The organism is Nocardia sp. XZ_19_369 (assembly GCF_015355715.1).
Taxonomy (GTDB): domain Bacteria; phylum Actinomycetota; class Actinomycetes; order Mycobacteriales; family Mycobacteriaceae; genus Nocardia.
This window is the reverse complement of sequence record NZ_JACVED010000003.1, coordinates 228,132-241,342: the sequence shown is the minus strand read 5'-3', so window position 1 is coordinate 241,342 and position 13,211 is coordinate 228,132. Positions and strand designations below refer to the sequence as shown.

Below are 13,211 nucleotides of genomic sequence, written 5' to 3'. Positions count from 1 at the left end.
CTCAGGCCCGAGCAAGCACCTCGTCGTCGCTCATCGCGGCGACCTCCAGGTAAAGCTCGGCGACGCCGTGCAATCGGTCGGGTGTGCCGAGGTCGGTTTCCCTGGCCGTGAGCCGCTGAGCGAGGTCGGCGACGGTGCGGCCGATCAGGAGGTCGGCCACCAGCGCGTGGTCCACATCGAGCCATTCGCGCACGCGGGCGATGGCCGTGGTCGCCAGCACCGAATCGCCGCCCGCGGCGAAGAAGTCGTCGTGCACACCGATCTTCTCCAGGCCGAGTACTTCCGCGACGATCGCGGCCAGTGCCGCTTCCAGCGGACCGCTCGGCGTCGCGTCCCGTGCTTCGGTGTCTGCCGGTTCGAGCAGGGCGAGTACGGCGCGGCGATCCAGTTTCCCGTTGTCGGTCAACGGCATTCGGTCGAGGAGCTCGATCCTGGACGGAATCATGTAGCCGGGCAACAGGTCCGAGACCGCTGCGACGATCTCGTGGGCGGTGCCGGTCGCGCCGGCGACGGCGGCGACGAGTTTCGGAGCCGCGCCGCCCACCACGGCGGCCACCGCGTGCCGGACACCGGGGGCGCTGCGCAGTCCGCTCTCCACCTCGCCGAGCTCCACGCGGTAGCCGCGGATCTGCACCTGATGGTCGGCGCGGCCGAGGAATTCGATGGTGCCGTCCGGCCAGTACCGCGCCAGGTCGCCGGTTCGGTACCAGCGGATGTCGTTGTGCAGGACGAAACGTTCGGCGGTCCGCTCGGGGTCGTTGCGGTAGCCCGCCGCGACATTCGCGCCGCCGACCCAGAATTCGCCGGGCACCCAGTCGGGGCAGTCACGACCGGCCGCGTTGACGACCCGGCAGCGCACATTGCGCAGCGGGACCCCGAAGGGCACCGTCGTCCAGTGCTCGGGCGGGTCGGTGACCTCGCAAATGGTGTTGTGGATGGCGGTTTCGGTCGCACCGCCGAGGCCGGCGAAACGGCAGCCGGGCACCTGGCGGGCGAGCCTGCGCGCCAGGTCGGCGCCGACCCAGTCGCCACCAAGGGTTACCGCGCGCAGCGAATCGCCGAGCTGGTCGCCGCCGACGTCCAGGATCATGTCCAGCATGCTGGGCACACAGTTGAGGATCGAAACCCGATGGTGCCGAAGCAGTTCCACCCAGGTGGTGGCTTCCGCGCGCTGCTCGGCGTCCAGTGCGACCACGGCGCCGCCCACCGAGAACATGCCGAACATGTCGTAGACCGAGGCATCGAATTCCAGTGCGGAGAGCCCGAGTACCCGGTCGTGCGCGCCGACCTCGAACCAGCTGTTCACCGCGTCGATGGTGTTCATCGCGGCGCTGTGCGGCACGTCGACTCCCTTCGGCACGCCGGTGGAGCCGGAGGTGAACAGCACGTAGGCGATCGCGTCCGTCTCGGGAATCACCGGTTCGGAGAGTGGGTTCGGATGATCGCGCGCCGTGGACAATGGCACGCAGGTGATCTCGGTGCGGCCGAGGTCCGCGCCGTCGACGGTGAGCGCCGCGACCACGTCGCCGGTGCGCAGGATCTCCGCGCGGCGCCCGACCGGCTGGTCGAATCCGATCGGGAGGTAGCAGGCGCCGACGGCCAGCACACCCAGCACGGCCAAAATCTGATCGGGCCCCTTGGGCAGTTGCACTGCGACCGTCTGGCCCTGTCGAACTCCGTTGTCTCGCAACGCTCCTGCGACAGCGAGTGCCTGGGCGGCCAGTTCGCGATAGGACCAGCCGCCGTCGACGCCCCACAGAACCGCGGGAGAATCGGGGGTAGCGATGGCGTGCTGGAAGAAGCCCTCGTGCAGCACGCGCCCGCTGACCGGTCCGTCCGTCGCGTTCACCGCGGCGCGCACCGAAGCCTGCGCGACCGGCAGTCGCACAGCGGCTTCGGCATCCCACCCGGCTGAGCCCGCGAGTCTGCCGATGGCGTCGGTGTAGCTGGCGAACATGGTGTCGATCATTCCCGCGGGGAAGGCCGATTCCCGCACATCCCAGTTGAGCAGGAGTCCGCCGCGTACCTCGGTGACCTGCGCGTCCAGCAAGACCTGCGGGCCCTGCGAGATGATCCAGACCGGCTCGCCGAAGGTGTCGGCCACCGACTCGGCGAACAACTCGCCCAGGTTCAGTGCGCTGGTGTAGACGATGGGCGCGAGCACCGGCTCGCCGCGCTGACGCCCCAGATCGCGCAACACCTCCAGGCCCGAATACGCGGTGTGCGCGCCACTTTCGTGCATGGCGCGCTGTAAGGCCTTGGCCCGCTCCGTGACCGTCACGTCCGCGCTGACATCCACCTCGAGCATGATCGACGAGGTGAAATCGCCGATGACGCGCTCCACGTCCGGATGCACCGGTTCCCGATGGAACAGCGGCACATTCAGCAGGAACCGGCTCTGCGCCGACCAGCCGCCGATGGTCTCGGCGAACACCGCGGCCAACGCCATCGCCGGGGTGATGCCGCGGGCATGCGCGGCGGCGAGCAGGCGCTGCTTCGCCTCCGGCGCGAGCCAATGGTCGTAGCGGACGGTACGGTGCGGGTCGGTACGTTCACTGACCGGAATCGTCGGCAGCTCGGGTGCGCCCGGCAGCTCGGGCAGCCGCTGCTGCCACCACTGCCGATCCCGCTCCCACGCGGCGGTGTCCGCGGTGCGCTCGGTGCGGTAGCGCCGATAGCTGTAGCCCTGCGGCAGCAACGTCGCGCCGTGGTACAGCTCGGCGAGGTCGGCGATCAGCACCCGGTAGCTCATCGCGTCACCGGCCAGCATGTCGACATCGAGGTGCAGCCGGGTCCGGTCGTCGGCGAGCAGACTCAGCGTCACATCCAGCACCTGGCCGTCCTCGATCGCCAGCCGCTGATGTGTTTTGCTGTCGCGCAGGCGAGTCAGTTCCGCCTCGGCCGCGTCGCCGGAGAGTTCGCGCAGATCGACCACCGAGAAGACCGGGCGCCCCGCCGCCGCCATGGTCTGCTGCGTGCCGTCCGGCAGAAACCTGGTGCGCAGCATCGGATGTGCGGCAACGAGGTCACCGACCGCGCGCTCGAGCCGCACGGGATCGACTGCGGTGCCGTCGAATTCGACGTACAGGTGCGCGGCGACACCCCCGAGATCCTGCTCGTCCGACCGGCCGATCCAGTAGGCATGCTGCATTGTCGCCAGCGGGAAGGGGGCGAATTCGTCCTCGGAAGCCGCGTCGAGGTCCATCGTTTCGGCTACCTCGGGGTTCGCGGCGATCTCGTCGTCGGCCCCGAGCAGCTGCGCCCATTGCGCGACCGTCGGCGCGGCGGCTAGCTGGGCGAAGTTGATGTCGGCGCCGCGCTTTCGCCAACCGCCGGCCAGCTTCATGGTGCGGATGGAGTCCAGGCCGAGCTGGATGAGGTCGGCGTTGTCGTCGATCGCGTCGGCGGGCACGCCGAGGTGCTCGGCGAGGGCGGCGCGGATGTCGGCGCGTGCGATCACCGGTCCCCTGGCTGCGCTGTCCTTACGTTCCGCCCCGTCCCCCGGTCGCTGTGCTGGCTCCATCTGGCGCTGTCACTCCTTGGTCGCCGCCGTGTCCGGCGGATCGAGACTGCTCGATCGAGCGTATCGCATTGAGATAGGGTTGCCTTACCTATGTTCGCCGGGATCGGCGTGAGCTATCTGTGAGGCAGACCGTGACTTCGACATCCACCCCGCATCGCGACGGTTATGTGCCCTTCCCCACCGCGGCGGGCGAGGCGTATCGGGCGGCCGGGTACTGGCGCGGGCGCGCGCTGGGTGACCTGTTGCGGGAGACCGCGCGGCGGCATCCGCACCGGCCCGCACTGCTCGATGCCGAGGCCACGCGCAGTTATGCCTGGCTGGACGCCGAGGCCGACCGGATGGCGCACGGACTGCTGGCGTTGGGCATCGCGCCCGGCGACCGGGTGGTGGTGCAGCTGCCGAACGTGCCGGAGTTCTTGACCGTGCTGTTCGGCTTACTGCGCGCCGGAATCATTCCGGTGCTCACCCTGCCCGCGCACCGGCGGGCCGAAATCGAGCACCTGGCAGCGCTTTCCGAGGCCGTCGCGTACATCGTCATCGATCAGCTCGGCGATTTCGACTACCGGGAGCTGGCCGCCGCCGTGCGCACGTCGGTGCCCTCGCTGCGGCACGTGCTCGTGATCGGCGAGCCCGGGTTCGGCATCGACCTGAATTCGGTACCGCGCGAGGGCGGGTCGCTGCCGGAGATCGACCCGCACGATATCGCGTTGATGCTGGTCTCCGGCGGCACCACGGGTCTGCCGAAGCTGATCGCCCGCACGCACGACGATTACGCCTACAACGCCACGGCAAGCGCCGAGGTGTGTGCGCTCACCGTGGACGACGTCTACCTCGCGACTTTGCCCGCGGCGCATAACTTCCCGTTGGCCTGCCCAGGCATCCTCGGCACGGTGAGCGTCGGCGGCGCGGTCGCCTTCGTCACCGATCCCAGTCCGGAGAGCGCGTTCGCGACCATCGAACGGCACGGCGTCACGGTGACCGCCGTGGTGCCGCCGCTGGCCCAGCTGTGGTGTGCCGCAACCGAATGGGAGGCGGCCGACCTGAGCTCGCTGCGACTGCTCCAGGTCGGCGGCGCCAGGCTCGCGGAGGTCAATGCCCGCGAGGTCGGACCCGCGCTCGGCGCCACCCTGCAGCAGGTGTTCGGCATGGCCGAGGGACTACTCAACTTCACCCGGCTCGACGACCCCGACGAGCTGTTGCACACCACGCAAGGTCGGCCGCTGTCGCCCGCCGACGAGATCCGGATCGTCGACGCGGCAGGCAACGATGTGGCACCGGGCGCGGAGGGCGAACTGCTCACCAAGGGCCCGTACACCATTCGCGGCTACTACCGCGCGCCCGAGCACAACGCCCGCGCCTTCACCCCCGACGGTTACTACCGCAGCGGCGACCTGGTGCGCCGGTTGCCCAGCGGGCACCTGGTGGTCTCCGGCCGGATCAAGGACGTCATCAATCGCGGCGGCGAGAACATCTCGTGCGACGAGCTCGAGGAGCATCTGCTCACCCACCCGGCCGTCCGGCACGCCGCCGCCGTCGGCCTGCCCGATCCGGCCCTCGGCGAAAAGGTCTGCGCCATACTGGTGGTCGACGGCGAGATGCCGACCCTGGCCGAGATCAAGACCTTCCTCGCCACGCGCGGCTTGGCGACGTACAAGCTGCCCGATGTGTTGCGCCGCTCGGCGCAGCTGCCGATCACGGCCGTCGGCAAGATCGACAAGAAAGCACTGCGCGCCACCGAGAGCTGACGGGACTGTCGAAACAGCGGCTTGCCGGTACAGCATGCCGGTGAACACAACGGGCAGCACACCTTTCGATGCGCTGCCCGATGGCGGTACTACCCGGAGGAGTTCGCTACTGCGCCCGCACCACGTAAGGCGCAATGCTGCCGAGCTTTTCGCAGGTCTCCTCGAATTCTCGCTCCGGCTTGGACTGCGCGACGATGCCCGCCCCCGCGCGCAACCAGGCGCCTTCGGTGTTCTGATAGATCGCGCGCAGCACCAAGGTCGCCTCCAGTGCGCCGTTCGGCGAAACCGTCACCACCGCACCGGAATACAACCCGCGCGGGTCGTGGTCGAGCCGGAACACCGAGTCGATGCCCGCATGCTTGGGGATCCCGGAGGCGGTGACCGAGGGGAACAGCACCTCGAGCGCTTCCCAGCTGGACCGGTCGGCCGCCAGCCTGCCGCACACCGTGGAGGACAGGTGCTGCACGCTGCCGCGTTCGCGCACCGCCATGAAGTCGGAGACGGCGGTGGTACCCGGATCGGACACCGAGGCCATCTCCGCGAAGGAGGTCTGCACCGAGATCGCGTGCTCCACGATCTCTTTGGGGTCGGTGAGCAGGTCGGCCCGCGCCGCCATATCGATCTCCGCGCCACGGCCGAAGGCACGGGTGCCCGCGACCGGTTCGGTGGTCACCAGACGGTTCTGGTCGACCGAGGCGACGAGCTCCGGACTGAATCCGGCCGCTTCGAGCCCACCGAGCCGCAGCAGGAACGAACGGGCGGGCGTGTTGTGCGCGCGACCGAGCCGATAGGTCGCGGGGATGTCCACTACGAACGGCAGATCGACCTTCCGCGACAGGATGACCTTCTGATAGCGGTTCGCCTCGATCTCACCGACCGCCTTGGCCACCCGGTCCGCGTAAGCCGTCGGGTCCAGCCGGACATCCGTCGGATGCGGCTGCGGCAGTTCGGTTTCCTGCGATTCGGTGATCAGGTCGTGGATATCACCGGTCTCCGCCGGGGTAGCACCGGAGACCCGGATGCCGAACTCACCGATCCGCACCTCGATGCGCGGAATCATCAACTGCACCAGCGTGGTCCGCGGGTCCAGGTACTGGGTGGCGTCGAACGCCCATGCGCAGAACTCGAATCCGATCCAGCCGTAGGCATTGCGTCCGTCGAGCGGCAGCGAGCCGAGTGCCCGATCGACGACGCCGGCCGGGCGGCCCTCCCACCGGGTCGCGGTGGTCTGCCCCTCCCAGGTGACCCGCAGTTCCTCGACATCCAGTTCGATGCCGCCGATCGGATCGGCCGCGAACACCCACTCGCCCGGTCGCTCGTACATCACGTACTCACCGAACCGATCGGCTCCCGCCAGCCGGGACATCGCTGCCGCCGGATCGGTCACATACTCAACCCGCAAGCGTTCGTCCGTGGTCGACAACGATCCTCCAAAGCTCTAGCTGGCCCATCTTTGGAGGTAAGGTTAGCATTACCTGATTACGCGAGTACTGTGCTCGCGGACACAGCGACCGATAATTACGCGGCTACTTCGCCGGAACAGCCAGCGCGGAGCGCTCGACGCTCAGCAAACTCTCCGCACTGTGTTCCGCGTGGTACGCGGCCGCGCCACCGCGCAGCCCGAACAGCCGCTTGGAGTACAGCAGCCACACCACCGCGGCGATATTGACCAGGAGCGCGCCGACCCGCAGGGCGGTCACCTTCTCGGTCAATTCGTAGATCTCCAGCGGCAGAAACAGACTCGTCGCGACGACGGCGAAGTACTCGCCCCAGCGTTTCACCAGCCACAGCCCGAGTGCCTCGATGCCCTGCAGCGTCGCGTAGACGAAGATGCCGATCGCCACCCACAGCAGCGTCGTGTTCGACAAGGAGAACGCCTCATCGATCAGATGCACGATCTTGGACCGATCGATATCCCAGCCGATCTGATCGGCGAACGGCCGCAGCAGCGGCAGATCCTGATCGAACGCGGCCCGCATGGTCTCCCGCGATGACCGGAACTTCAACACCCCCAGCGCGGCGACCACGAGCAGCAGCCCGCGCAGCAACCGCTCGATCGCCAACGCCCGCATCAGCCAGCGATCTCGCAGCAGCCGCCCACGCGGCACCTCGGGCGCATGATCGGCGGGCCCCGAACCCACCGGCGCACCCGGCACGAAGGTCCCGCACCGCAGACAGCGCCACGCCACCCCGGCCACGGTGTCGACCCGCAACCGTTCGGCCAGCTCCGCCTCGTCCGGCGCATAGGTGTAGTGACCGTGCCAACCGCACGCGCGTAAGGCCCAATCCATCAGCGCAGCGTAGATCGCCGCGCCGACGGAACGCGGGATCCTGGCCGCGCGTTCAACTTGCACGCCCGAGTGCCTGCGCGAAACAGACCTGGGGGGATTCAATAGGGAGATCTCAGTCGGAGGGAACCAGAGCATGATCGAGCACCGTGGCGGAGCGCCCGCGGACATCGGGCGAGCGACGGCACCGGGTTCGGTGGTGGCGCTGGTGGACGCGGCATCCGGGGTGGAGCGCGAACTCATCGGCAATTGGTTGGCCGAGGGCGGTATCGCCAAGGAATTCGGCACCGATGCCCCGATCACCCAGTTGGATCTGGACGCGGGCGCCATCGCTACCCGGATGGTCGGCAGGCACGATGATCCGCTGGTGGTGCCGGTGCGCGTGCTCTGGCTGCCGCCGGAACGCGACGGCGTCCGCCGGATCACCTTCGCGGACATGGCACTGCTGACCAACCCGCGCAAGCCGAACCGGCTCGCACAGCGGAAGCTGGTCGGCCAATCGAACCGGCATGTGGTGCTGACCGGGCAGCCCGCGCTGCTCAGCGACCTGCGCACGAACAACCCGGAGGCCGCCGCGCTGGTCACCAAGGGCAGCGCCGAGCCGTTCGCCCGCGCCATCGTGCGCGCCGCGGTGGTGGCGCTGGAACGCGCCGAGCGCACCATCATCGGTGACCGGTACAAGGTGCCCCGGCTGGTGGCCGAGGAAATCATGGACTCCCCCGACTTCGTGCGCAGGCTCGAGCTCATCGCCGACCAGATCGGCGCCGCCCCGCACGAGGTGTATCGCCGCGCGGAGAAGGCGTTGAACGAACTCGTCGCCGCGCAAAGCAGATTGGTCTCCGACCTGTTCACCCAGGCGATGCGGCCGATCCACGCGTCGACCTGGAAGGTGGACTCCGACGATTCGGGGCTGGCCGCTCTGCGCGACCTCAACCGCCGTTATCCGCTGGTGTTCCTGCCCTCGCATCGCTCCTACGTCGACGCGTTCGTGCTCGGTGATGTGCTGGCCCGCAACGACTTCCCGCCCAACCACGTGATCGGCGGGGCCAACCTCAGCTTCTGGCCGATGGGGCCGATCGCCCGGCGCACCGGAACCGTGTTCATCCGGCGCAGTTTCGGCGACGACGAGGTGTACAAGGCGGTCGTCGAGGAGTACTTCGCCTTCCTGCTGGCCAAGCGCTTCAACCTGGAGTGGTACTTCGAGGGCGGTCGCACCCGCACCGGCAAGCTGCGCCCGCCGCGCTACGGGCTGCTGAATTACCTTGCGGCGGCGGTGCGTGCCGACCGGGTCGAGGACGTCATGCTGGTTCCGGTGTCGATCACCTACGAGCGGCTCAACGAACTCGGCGCCATCGCCACCGAACAGGTCGGCGGCCGGAAGAAGCCCGAGGGTCTCGCCTGGCTCGCGCGTTACATCCGGAGCCAACAGCATTCGGCCGGGCACGTGTATGTGCGGTTCGGCGAACCACTTTCGGCTCGCGACCGGCTCGCGGCACACGGCGACCCGCTCGTCACACCACCGTTGACCATCCCGCTGCACCGCACCGAACCCGCACCGGCCGGGCTCACCGAGATCGGTCAGGGCGAGCCGGAGGCGCCCGAGGCCGCCGAGCTGGAGCGGAAGGCCGTGCAGCGGTTGGCATTCGAGATCGCCGTCGGGATCAACGCGGTCACGCCGGTGACGGTGAACGCGCTGGTCACCCTCGCACTGCTCGGTGTGCACGAGCGCGCGCTCACCCTCGGTGAGGTGCGCACGGTGCTGGCTCCCGTGCTCGGCTACATCCGCAAGCGCGAGCTGCCGCACGGCGAACTGGACACGCTGCAGGACGATCAGGGCCTGGCCGTTGTGCTGGAACAGCTTTCGCTGGCGAAGGTGGTGACGGTCTATCGCGGCGGGTTGGAGCCGGTGTACTCGATCGAGGCGGGCGCGCACCTCGAGGCCGCGTTCTACCGCAACAGCGCGGTGCACTGGTTCGTGCACCGCGCCATTCTCGAACTGTCCATCCTGGCCGCGCTCGACAGCGACGGCGCCGACCAGCTGAGCACCGGCTGGGACGAGGCGTTCCGGCTGCGCGACCTGTTGAAGTTCGAGTTCTTCTTCCCCGAGCGGGCCGAGTTCGCCGAGCAGATCACGGCGGAGATGCTGCTGCTGGATCCGCAGTGGCGCAGCCACACCCGCGACAACACCCTTGGCTCCGAGGTGATGGCCAAGCTCACCGACTCCGGCTTCATGATGGCGCACCGCGTGCTCCGCTCGTTCTTCGACGCGCAACTGGTGGTGGCCGAACGACTGGCCGACCGTGACCCCGAGATCGAGCTCGACCGCAAGCAGTTCATCGCCGAATGCGTCGCGGTCGGCAAGCAGATGATGCTGCAGCAGCGGCTGCACAGCCCGGAATCGGTCTCCACCGAATTGTTCACCAGCGCACTGAAACTCGCCGACAACCACGGTCTGCTCGAACCGGTGTCGAACGACTCGGCCAAGCGCAGAGCGGAATTGACCGAGCGCCGAGTGGAATTCGCGGATCGGCTGCGCACCATCGGCGCACGCATCTCGCAGGCGGCCGCGCTCGATCCGTCCAACCGGGAGACTCGGTGAACAGTGAGCTGCACGCCGCGACCGAGGCGATCCGAACCGGACCGCAGGGTCCCGAGGTGGCCGCGATCTTCGACTTCGGCGGGACCGTCGTCAGCGGGTTCAGACGCCCGAGGCTGTTTCGCCGCCGCAGTGTCGAGGCCGTCCTGCTCGGCGGGATCCGCAACGGCACCACCGACGGTGAATACGGGCGCTACCTGCACCAGCTCACCGAGGCGCTGGCGGGCAAACCGGAGGACGAACTGGCCGCGCTGGGCGAGCGGCTGTTCCGGCGCACCGTTTACGGCCACCTGTATCACGAAGCATGGCAACTGATCCGGACGCATCAGGCGGCCGGGCACACCGTGGTGCTGGCCAGCTCGCTGACCCGCTTCCAGGTCGCCCCCACGGCGGCCGCGCTGGGCATCGAGCAGGTGCTGTACACCCCGATGGCGACCCAGGACGGCGTACTCACCGGTTACGTCGACGGCAAGACGCTGTGGCGCAACGGCAAGGCCGAAGCCGTCCGCGAGTTCGCCGCCGACAACGTGGATCTCGCGCGCAGCTACGCCTACACCGCCAACGCCGCCGATCTGCCGCTGCTGTCGCTGGTCGGTCATCCGACGGCGGTGAACCCCGATGGGCAGCTGACCGCTCTTGCCGCGGAACATGATTGGCCGACGCTGCACTTCCGACCACGGCAAGGCCCCCGCCCGGCCGACTACCTCCGCACCACAGCGGGCTTCGCCGGACTGCTCGGCGGCGCGTTCTACGGTGTCGCGGCCAAGTCGCCCACCAGGGACCGCCGGCAGATGGCCGATGCGCTGCTCGAGCACGCGGCAGGAAACACCCTGAGCATCGCGGGCGTGCACCTGCGGGTGACCGGCGCCGCCAACGCCCGCGCGCCCAGGCCCGCGGTGTTCCTGTTCAACCACCAGAGCCAGTTCGACATCATCATCGTCCCCGAGGTGCTCAACGGCGGCGTCACCGGAATCGGCAAGAAGGAGTTGACCCGCAACCCCGTCTTCGGCCCGCTGATGCGTTTCGTCGGCGTCACCTTCATCGATCGGTCCAGCACCGACAAGGCCAAGGCCGCGCTCGCCCCGGTCGTCGACACCTTGCGTAGCGGGCTGTCGATCGCCGTCGCCCCCGAGGGAACCCGTTCCTACACACCGGATGTCGGGCCGTTCAAGAAGGGCGCGTTCCACATCGCCATCCAGGCCGGGGTGCCGATCATCCCGATCGTCATCCGCAATGCGGGCGAAATCTGCTGGCGCAACTCGATGGTCGCGCGCCCCGGCACGGTGGACGTCGCGATCCTCGACCCCATCGACGTCAGCGGCTGGGATCCGAACGACATGGACGACAAGGTGGCGGCGGTCCGGCAGCTGTACCTGGATACGTTGCTGAACTGGCCGGAGCCCGACGCAGGCTGACCCACGCTCGCGCGAACCCCGTTGCGCCGCCCCGCATTCCGCTGCGGCGGTTTTGCTCCTGTGATTCAGGCTACTCGACGTCCAGCTTGACCTAAACAATTGTTCAGGTTCCACCATTGTTCTCAGTACCAAGCACACAGCTTCGGATGAGGAGAACACCATGACCACCACGCAAACCATCGCCCCCGCCCTGCGTATCCCGGCGGTCAACCGTCCGGTCGCCGTCCTCGGCAGCGTCGTCGTCGCGGTCGCCGTCAACCTCGTCGTCTGGTTGATCGGCGAGGCGGCGGGCGGCTCGTTCGAGGTGGTCGACAAGGGCGTCACCACCTACGTCGGCGGCAGCGGGGTGATCATGTCGTCCGGGGTCCCGCTGCTCATCGGCATGACTCTGGCCGCGCTGCTGTCCTACCGCTGGGTCGGCGTGCTGCGGGTGGCTCAGGTCGTCGGCAGCGTGCTCGCCGTAGCGACCATCGGGCTGACCGTCTCCGCCACCTTCGACACCGCAAGCACCATCGCGCTGTCGGTCATGCACCTGGTGCTCGCACCGGTCATCATCGTCGGACTGGAGGCGCTGCGTCGCGGACTGACCGCTTGATCCGCCACGAACCACACAGGGCCCCATCTCCATTGCGGAGACAGGGCCCTGTGTGGTTGTTCGGTGGTGTGCTCAGACCGACTTGCCGAAGAGCAGCTTCCACGGCATCAGCGCCGACTCCAGCTGCACCTTCAGGCTCATCTTGGAGGCGCCCAGGGTGCGCTCCTCGAAGCGGATCGGCACCTCGGCGATCTCGATGCCCCGCTTGACCGTCCGGTAGTTCATCTCGACCTGGAACGAATACCCGTTGCTGCGGATCGACGCGACGTCGATGGCGCGCAACGTGTCCGCCTTCCACGCCTTGAACCCGGCGGTGGCGTCCTTCACATGCAGCCGCAGGATCAGGTTCACGTAGAAGTTGGCCCACGCCGACAGCGCCTTGCGGTGCCACTTCCACTCTTCGGCGGTGGAGCCGCCCGGCACGTAGCGCGAGCCGAGCACCACGCCTGCGTCGGTGGTCGTAAGCCGCTCCAGCATGGCCGGAATCACCTCGGCCGGGTGCGACAGGTCGGCGTCCATCTGGATCACCACGTCGGCGCCTTCGTCCAGCGCCCGGGTGATCCCGGCGATGTAGGCCCGGCCCAGGCCGTCCTTCTCGGTGCGGTGCAGCACGCCGACCACGTTCGGCAGCTCCGCGGCCAGCTTGTCGGCGACCTCACCGGTGCCGTCCGGTGAACTGTCGTCGACCACGAGCACGTGCAGGTCGGGCACCGGCAGCGCGGTGAGCCGCGCCACCGCAACCGGCAGATTTTCCCGCTCGTTGTAGGTCGGCACAACAACGGTAACCCTCAAGGGTCGCCCTCCCTGCTGATCCTGGTCCAGCTCGCAGCCCACGTCAGGACCACCGAGCATTCGTCTGAGTTCTGAGAAACCGTACTTGATGGACCTGAACAGGGCTCCCTCGCCTCTCCGGGCCTCAGGCCCGGCTCAGCAGGCGCCGGAGAGGTATCGGCGGCGCGCGATAGTCAGCCGGTACCCGCCGAGTTACCCCTGTTCGGACGAAATCGGTTGCCCCTCAGCATTATGCGAGAAGCACCCGTCACCGTCGC

Annotated in this window: 8 protein-coding genes; 4 read left to right on the top strand and 4 right to left on the bottom strand. The window is 68.3% G+C overall.

Annotation, left to right across the window (positions count from 1 at the left end; all coding sequences use genetic code 11):
* Nucleotide 1: 1 nt before the first annotated feature.
* On the bottom strand, nt 2–3,523 hold the full coding sequence (locus IBX18_RS12785) for a non-ribosomal peptide synthetase (protein ID WP_194833935.1): 3,522 nt from the start codon (nt 3,521–3,523) through the stop codon (nt 2–4).
* Between the two features lie 131 nt (nt 3,524–3,654).
* Here IBX18_RS12785 and IBX18_RS12780 point away from each other — a divergent pair, with 131 nt between their 5' ends.
* Nucleotides 3,655–5,268 (top strand): (2,3-dihydroxybenzoyl)adenylate synthase, encoded by a 1,614-nt coding sequence (locus tag IBX18_RS12780; RefSeq protein WP_194833934.1) that lies wholly within the window; start codon nt 3,655–3,657, stop codon nt 5,266–5,268.
* A 106-nt stretch (nt 5,269–5,374) separates the two neighbouring features.
* On the opposite strand, the gene IBX18_RS12775 is transcribed toward IBX18_RS12780, so the two are convergent.
* Both IBX18_RS12775 and IBX18_RS12770 read right to left on the bottom strand, forming a co-directional pair.
* Entirely contained in the window at nt 5,375–6,691 is a 1,317-nt protein-coding gene (locus IBX18_RS12775) for a salicylate synthase (RefSeq protein ID WP_194833933.1), read from the bottom strand.
* Between the two features lie 103 nt (nt 6,692–6,794).
* Nucleotides 6,795–7,562, bottom strand: a complete 768-nt coding sequence (locus tag IBX18_RS12770) for a DUF2127 domain-containing protein (RefSeq protein WP_194834327.1) — start codon at nt 7,560–7,562, stop codon at nt 6,795–6,797.
* A gap of 130 nt (nt 7,563–7,692) precedes the next feature.
* Here IBX18_RS12770 and IBX18_RS12765 point away from each other — a divergent pair, with 130 nt between their 5' ends.
* The 3 genes from IBX18_RS12765 to IBX18_RS12755 all read left to right on the top strand — a co-directional run bounded on the left by IBX18_RS12765 (nt 7,693) and on the right by IBX18_RS12755 (nt 12,162).
* On the top strand, nt 7,693–10,155 hold the full coding sequence (locus IBX18_RS12765) for a glycerol-3-phosphate 1-O-acyltransferase (protein ID WP_194833932.1): 2,463 nt from the start codon (nt 7,693–7,695) through the stop codon (nt 10,153–10,155).
* A complete protein-coding gene (locus IBX18_RS12760; protein ID WP_194833931.1) occupies nt 10,152–11,567 on the top strand; it encodes an HAD-IB family hydrolase in 1,416 nt (471 codons plus the stop codon). The genes IBX18_RS12765 and IBX18_RS12760 overlap by 4 nt, the downstream gene beginning before the upstream one ends.
* A gap of 160 nt (nt 11,568–11,727) precedes the next feature.
* Nucleotides 11,728–12,162, top strand: a complete 435-nt coding sequence (locus IBX18_RS12755) for a DUF6069 family protein (protein ID WP_194833930.1) — start codon at nt 11,728–11,730, stop codon at nt 12,160–12,162.
* A 72-nt stretch (nt 12,163–12,234) separates the two neighbouring features.
* On the opposite strand, the gene IBX18_RS12750 is transcribed toward IBX18_RS12755, so the two are convergent.
* Nucleotides 12,235–12,936 carry a polyprenol monophosphomannose synthase gene (locus IBX18_RS12750; RefSeq protein ID WP_107654018.1) on the bottom strand — a complete coding sequence of 234 codons (702 nt, stop codon included), beginning with the start codon at nt 12,934–12,936 and terminating at the stop codon, nt 12,235–12,237.
* Nucleotides 12,937–13,211 lie beyond the last annotated feature (275 nt).